The sequence below is a fragment of the Mesobacillus foraminis genome, from assembly GCF_004340465.1.
Taxonomy (GTDB): domain Bacteria; phylum Bacillota; class Bacilli; order Bacillales; family Cytobacillaceae; genus Mesobacillus_B; species Mesobacillus_B foraminis.
In genome coordinates this window covers 1-5,945 of the sequence record NZ_SLVV01000030.1, presented here as the reverse complement: position 1 = coordinate 5,945, position 5,945 = coordinate 1, and the positions used below count along the sequence as shown (strand labels likewise).

At 41.4% G+C, this 5,945-nt stretch carries 7 protein-coding genes; 4 read left to right on the top strand and 3 right to left on the bottom strand.

Features of this window, described 5'->3' with window-relative positions; genetic code table 11:
* The first annotated feature begins 259 nt into the window (after positions 1 to 259).
* Both EV146_RS26650 and EV146_RS26645 read left to right on the top strand, forming a co-directional pair.
* Complete coding sequence (locus EV146_RS26650; protein WP_132011603.1) at positions 260 to 943, top strand: LrgB family protein; 684 nt, start codon at positions 260 to 262, stop codon at positions 941 to 943.
* Positions 944 to 1,093: 150 nt separating this feature from the next.
* The gene (locus EV146_RS26645) at positions 1,094 to 1,489 is read left to right on the top strand and encodes a secondary thiamine-phosphate synthase enzyme YjbQ (protein ID WP_132011602.1); all 396 of its coding nucleotides are present in this window, start codon (positions 1,094 to 1,096) and stop codon (positions 1,487 to 1,489) included.
* Between the two features lie 23 nt (positions 1,490 to 1,512).
* Here EV146_RS26645 and EV146_RS26640 read toward each other — a convergent pair whose 3' ends face one another.
* Both EV146_RS26640 and EV146_RS26635 read right to left on the bottom strand, forming a co-directional pair.
* Positions 1,513 to 2,070 (bottom strand): GNAT family N-acetyltransferase, encoded by a 558-nt coding sequence (locus EV146_RS26640; protein WP_158287236.1) that lies wholly within the window; start codon positions 2,068 to 2,070, stop codon positions 1,513 to 1,515.
* Positions 2,071 to 2,210: 140 nt separating this feature from the next.
* On the bottom strand, positions 2,211 to 3,041 hold the full coding sequence (locus EV146_RS26635; protein WP_132011600.1) for an STAS domain-containing protein: 831 nt from the start codon (positions 3,039 to 3,041) through the stop codon (positions 2,211 to 2,213).
* Between the two features lie 332 nt (positions 3,042 to 3,373).
* On the opposite strand from EV146_RS26635, the gene EV146_RS26630 reads away from it, so the two are divergent.
* Positions 3,374 to 3,664 carry a hypothetical protein gene (locus tag EV146_RS26630; RefSeq protein ID WP_121613034.1) on the top strand — a complete coding sequence of 97 codons (291 nt, stop codon included), beginning with the start codon at positions 3,374 to 3,376 and terminating at the stop codon, positions 3,662 to 3,664.
* A 30-nt stretch (positions 3,665 to 3,694) separates the two neighbouring features.
* Here EV146_RS26630 and EV146_RS26625 read toward each other — a convergent pair whose 3' ends face one another.
* On the bottom strand, positions 3,695 to 3,919 hold the full coding sequence (locus EV146_RS26625) for a hypothetical protein (protein ID WP_241994064.1): 225 nt from the start codon (positions 3,917 to 3,919) through the stop codon (positions 3,695 to 3,697).
* Positions 3,920 to 4,132: 213 nt separating this feature from the next.
* Here EV146_RS26625 and EV146_RS26620 point away from each other — a divergent pair, with 213 nt between their 5' ends.
* The gene (locus EV146_RS26620; protein ID WP_132011598.1) at positions 4,133 to 5,806 is read left to right on the top strand and encodes a ribonuclease J; all 1,674 of its coding nucleotides are present in this window, start codon (positions 4,133 to 4,135) and stop codon (positions 5,804 to 5,806) included.
* The last annotated feature ends 139 nt before the right edge of the window (positions 5,807 to 5,945 follow it).

Genomic DNA, 5,945 nt, shown 5'->3' with positions numbered 1-5,945 from the left:
TGTAGGCACTTAGATGCCCAGAGACATGGGAGGGTACGTCATCATAAGCTACGCAGAGATCCATTGTGCATCGCATAATTACTGATCACTACTTTTACCACCTTTACCCAGTAGTGACCGCGCAGCGTATCCACCAACTGTAAGAGAATCACATATTTATTAATATCTGTTAGGGCGTATGTCAAAAAAATATTTTTTGGCATCCCACCAACGGGTCAAACCGTTGATATATCAATATTTATAGAGGGAGGAATACTGGATGATGCCTCTTCTTATCATGCTTTGCATTGCGATTACCATTGGCAGTTATCTTTTTAGCCTGACACTCTACAAAAAATATAAAAAGCCTTGGCTCAATCCGTTATACACTGCCTCTGCACTGCTCATAGCTGTTATTTTCGCCTTTCATATTCAGGCTGATGCTTATCTTCAGGCAAGTTCTGTTTTTAACCAGTTACTGCAGCTGGCTGTTGTATCATTGGCAGTCCCGCTTTATAAACAATTGTCTTATTTAAAAAAGAACTATAAAAAAATTATCGCAGGAGTAATAATGGGGACAGCATTAGGTTTGGCAGCCGTAATTGCCATGTCCCATATTTTTCATTTACAGGAGCAGCTTCTAGCCTCTTTGATTCCCCGGTCCGTTACCTTGCCAATTGCTTTAATCATTTCAAGCGATCTTGGAGGCATTTCATCGACCACCATCTTTTTTGTGATTACCTCGGCACTGATTTCTCTTATCGTGGGCCCAAAAACGCTTTATCTGCTGGGAATTAACAGCAAGTCGGCAAAGGGTCTTGCAATGGGAACTTCTGCTCAGATGCTCGGAGCAAATCGATCCTTTGCATGGGGAAAAGAAGAAGGAGCTATGGGCAATATTGCAGTGACCACCTCAGCTATATTTTTATCTCTTTTAGTCCCGATCCTTACACTCCTTTTTTAATCATTCAATTAATTTGAAATCCATTTTCAGCTTTTTAAGCTGCCTTTCCAACCTGATGATGCTGGAGCAAACCTCCTCCGTTCATGTTCAGCCGGTTTGTATGTTAAAATTCTCCTATAATCAAGTTTTAGGCATGAAAGGAGAATTGCAATGCTAAAGAAACTAGGCCTTACAACGGAAAAACGGGATCAAATGATTGATGTGACACCACAGGTCCAGTCTTTTATCACTGAAACAGGGATGAGGGAAGGGGCTGTAATCGTCTATTGTCCTCATACAACTGCTGGGATCACTATAAACGAAAATGCAGACCCCGATGTCAAACGGGACATGCTTCGCCGCTTTGATGAGATTTACCCGTGGCACCATGAACTGGACCGTCATATGGAAGGCAATACAGCGGCCCACATGAAAGCGAGCACTGTAGGTTCGTCCCAGATTGTAATCGTTAGCGATGGAAGTTTAGTGCTTGGTACTTGGCAAGGTATATATTTCTGTGAGTTTGATGGCCCAAGAAACCGTACCTTCTATGTTAAAAGGCTATAGTTATTGAAGGTGCATTCAGACTTTTACTTTTCGTGGCGATACGATTCTTTATGAAAAGAAACAATATATTTAAACAATTCCTTTCCAGTTGCAGGAATGGCGGAATCCTGCTGTAAAACAAACCTCATTGCCTGATATGTCTCGGGAACCCAAATATATTGATGAATATAATCGCCAAGCAGTTCAAAACCGCACTTTTCCCAAAAAGAAATTCTTACAAGTGCATCGGCGGTCTTATCACATTCGGCCTCCAGGAGAATCAGGCTGTATTCTCGCCGAGCCATAGCCCATTTTTTAATATAGTCGACCATATTCCAGCCATATTGCTTGAGTCTCCGATCCTTATTGACAGCTAGATAATCAATAATCAGAATTCCTTTGCTTGGAATTGCCCCTGTGAGGGACATAGCAACAGCCTCATTGCCTTCTAACATTAAATGAAGAACGCAAAGCTGCTTTTCAAACATGTTTTGAATGATGGAAACAGGTTTGGCTCCATTTTTCCCAAAAGCCTCTTGATAAAGTTCATCGACCAGATTCCAAAGCACAGGATCCCAATGATTAATAGATAGAAAGTCCAAGTGAATTCTCCTTTTTTCCTGACTGCTTTTTTGGGGCTAATAAGTACTCATTCTTAGCTTCCCCTGTTTTCTGGACAGAATAGCCCGAAACGAAAAAAGCCCCTTGCTGACGCACAAAGGGGCTTTTTCACCGTAAATTATCAGCCAACAATTAAGTGATTTCTCAAGGTTTCCTGGAGAGTTCCTCTTGTTTCCGAATGTTTATTAAATGCTATCCCTGAATGAACCATTTTCCTGACTAGTTCAGGCCGTAAGCCAGTTATTGTGGCTTTGCACCCCATCATGGAAATCCCTTTCAAGACTTTTTGAAACAGGTCAATGACATCCATTTCCATATCGGCGACACCAGACAAATCCATAATTAATCTTTGAACTTTTAAATTTGCAATGTCCATTAAAACCTTTTCTTCGATTGTCTGCATTCTATAAGAGTCGACCAGCCCTATCAATGGCAATACTGCTACAGTGGGACTGATTGGGATAATTGGCACGGACAAGTGCTCGACCAGTTTCCTTTGGGAGTTAATTAATTCGTCTTTATAATTAGAATAGCTAATGAAGAAAGTATTTAGAAATTTGTCTACTAAGTCATTTATCCTTTTTTCTTTTGAAAAGAACTCTTCCCTGTTTAGATCATTGCCATTCACTTGATCAAATTGGTACATGAAGTGCCATAAAGTCCTTCTAATAGCCTGAACCCATTCAAGCTTGAATGAAAGTGTCAGGGAGTGCTGCGCCCAGGCCACACCTTCCTGTTTTGCGAAAGCAATCAAGTTATCCTCCTGATTGCCTGTAATATAGATTACTAACTTTTCGGCATTTTTTAGAAGGTCAATATTTCCTGTATTAAGGATATCAGTTATTTTTGATGCTACATTAACCGCTTCCTTGAGAAGAGTTTGTTCAAACGTCTGCCTGTTTTTAATGATGAAATCGGTCAATCCAAGCTCTTCGTCAGGCATATATTCCATTTTAACAACCACCTCATTCAATATTCCGTGCAAATATGTATATTTTATTTAAGTCCCCTTGTTTATACTGTATTCTCTATAGAAATAAGAATTCCTTCCCATTCTATGCTTTTCACGATTTTCAGCAGTTGAAATCTTTAAAGTGAGATAAGGGGTAGGTATATTATACTAATAAATATCTTTAAGCTTCAAATCAGAGGCTTTTACAGGGAAGCTTTAACAAACAAATGCTTTGCCATAGGAGAGCCAGCCTGCAGGCTGATAATGAATAGCTTTACCCCGTCTGGCCATACTACTTGTGGTTCAAGAATATCGAGAAAAGAGGGGTTAGGATGAAAGACATTTTACAGCAGGCAAAAGAAGAGTTGGAAAAGGCATATGACAATCCACAATCACATGATTTGAACAAGACGATCCAGCAGCTTCAGGCTGCAAAGGAGCAGTACGGAGATAAGGGTACGATGATTGAAGATGTCATCAGGTCTTTAACCCAGGCACGAAATGCCGAGCCTCAGCTGGAAAATGCAGGGGATATTTCAGCATCAGCTGCATTTGGCGAGGCCTACAATGCATTGGACCAGGCTATTGAATCCTACACCGAAATCAATAATGACCCTTTTTAAGGGGAAAGCCGCGTTATTTTCCGCGGCTTTTTAATATGGCGTGTGACCATCTGTAATTTCCTTATCCACTGCTTTTCTTATCCATCCAATCGGGATGTTTGATACGTTTGCCGGTAACGAAGTACCCTTTTTAAGAACCCAGGCATTCAGGACCTCTAAATCACCTTTGTTAAAAGTGATGCTGTAATTTTCTTGTTTATAGGTGAAATGTGCTGTTACTGTTTCTTGCCCATAGAAATCATCGTCAATAATCATTTCAGTTATCTCATAAGGCCCCAAGCTGATCCCCTCCATGTCCTTTTAGATATAGCGTGAGCCAATCCTCCATCGTTTATTCCCTGGTAGTTGTTTTAACCATGTTGTTTTTAGTTCGTGAAGACATGATTAAAGGAAAGGCGATCAGATTTTTTTATAAGCTTTGCGATTCACGGACATACTAACATTATTTCAGATTACCGGAGGATGATTATGAGCACAGCAAATAACACACTGTCGATCTTTGCCTTGGGAGGCGTAAACGAAATCGGGAAAAATATGTATGCTCTCGAGTACTTAAACGATATCTTGATTATTGATTGCGGTTCCAAATTCCCCGATGAAAGCTTATTAGGAATTGACCTTATCATCCCGGACTTTTCCTATTTACAGGAAAATCAGGAAAGAATCCGCGCTTTAATTGTCACTCATGGACATGAAGATCATATTGGCGGGATCCCTTATTTCCTGAAAACCTTGAATGTCCCTATTTATGCAACAAGGTTTACGCTCGGATTAATCGAATTGAAACTTAAGGAGCATCGCCTGCTTGGTGAAACCAGGCTGGAATTAATCAATTCAGAATCCAGGCTGAAATTTGGGGAAATCGAGGTTTCTTTCTTTAAAGTAAACCACAGTATCCCCGATTGCCTTGGAATTGTTTTTGATACTCCTGAAGGGAGAGTCGTTCATACAGGAGATTTTAAGTTTGATCTGACTCCCGTTAATCAGCAGTATGCAGACATACACAAGATGGCTGAAATTGGCCGTCAGGGTGTATTGGTTCTATTGTCAGAAAGCACGAATGCAGAACGCCCCGGTTCCACAACCTCAGAACGGGTGGTGGGAACTCATATTGAAGAGGCTTTTGCCAAGGCGGAACGGAAAGTCATTATCTCGACCTTTGCTTCCAATGTCAATCGAGTTCAGCAGGTAATCGACGCTGCCCGCAAGACCAACAGGAAGCTTGCACTACTTGGCAGAAGTATGGTAAACGTAGTGGAAGTGGCAAGGGAGCGTGGGTATGTTGACATTCCTGAAGGGATGCTCATTGACCAATCCCAAATCAATCATTTGGCTCCTGAAAAGGTTGCAATCCTCTGTACCGGAAGTCAGGGTGAACCAATGGCGGCTCTTGCACGTCTTTCAAGCAACAATTTTCGGGATGTAAGTATTTTGCCAGATGATACCGTTATTCTTGCCGCTTCCCCGATACCCGGGAATGAACGGGGAGTTTCAAAGATTATTGACAATCTTTTCCAGCTTGGAGCCCATGTCATTTATGGGTCAGGTAGTACGACAGGAATGCATGTGTCAGGACATGCCAATCAAGAGGAACTAAAACTGATGCTTACCTTGATGAAACCGACCTATTTTGTGCCTATCCATGGTGAGTTTCGAATGCTGCACCAGCACCGTCTGCTCGCGGAATCAGTCGGAGTGGAACGTGAAAATACATTTATCATTACGAACGGAGACGTGGTGGATGTGCAAAATTCGGTTGCCCGCCAGACACGAAGAATCCAGGCCGGAAATACATTTGTTGATGGAGTCGGTGTTGGAGATATTGGAAGTATTGTGCTACGTGACCGCAAACAGCTGTCCGAAGATGGAATGCTTGTCATTGTGATTACATTAAGTAAATCGGAAAGGAAAATTATTTCCGGGCCAGACACCATTTCTCGAGGATTTGTCTATGCGCGGGATTCAGAGGAACTTTTAAATGAAGTTAACAGGCTGGTCAAGTCCACCGTCAATGACCTTTTGGATGATAATGTCCAGCAATGGAATGTGATGAAACAAAGTATTAAAAAATCAATTGGACAATACCTGTTTTCGCAGACTAAGCGAAAACCCATGATCCTTCCTATCATTATTGAAGTATAAAGCAGTACAGTGATATTTCCCACCGAGTATTATGAGGGAGGATCAAAGAGGCTGGGACAAAACCCTGCTCTGATAATGAAAAAGCCGGTGAAATTTACGACGAGTAAATTTCACCGGCTTTGATTATTTTTACAATAAA

Excerpts from the sequence above, each read along its gene's own strand:
- EV146_RS26625 (WP_241994064.1), bottom strand. The coding sequence starts at position 3,919 with ATGATTATTGACGATGATTTCTATGGGCAAGAAACAGTAACAGCACAT.
- EV146_RS26650 (WP_132011603.1), top strand. The coding sequence starts at position 260 with ATGATGCCTCTTCTTATCATGCTTTGCATTGCGATTACCATTGGCAGT.
- EV146_RS26645 (WP_132011602.1), top strand. The coding sequence starts at position 1,094 with ATGCTAAAGAAACTAGGCCTTACAACGGAAAAACGGGATCAAATGATT.
- EV146_RS26620 (WP_132011598.1), top strand. The coding sequence starts at position 4,133 with ATGAGCACAGCAAATAACACACTGTCGATCTTTGCCTTGGGAGGCGTA.
- EV146_RS26635 (WP_132011600.1), bottom strand. The coding sequence starts at position 3,041 with ATGGAATATATGCCTGACGAAGAGCTTGGATTGACCGATTTCATCATT.
- EV146_RS26630 (WP_121613034.1), top strand. The coding sequence starts at position 3,374 with ATGAAAGACATTTTACAGCAGGCAAAAGAAGAGTTGGAAAAGGCATAT.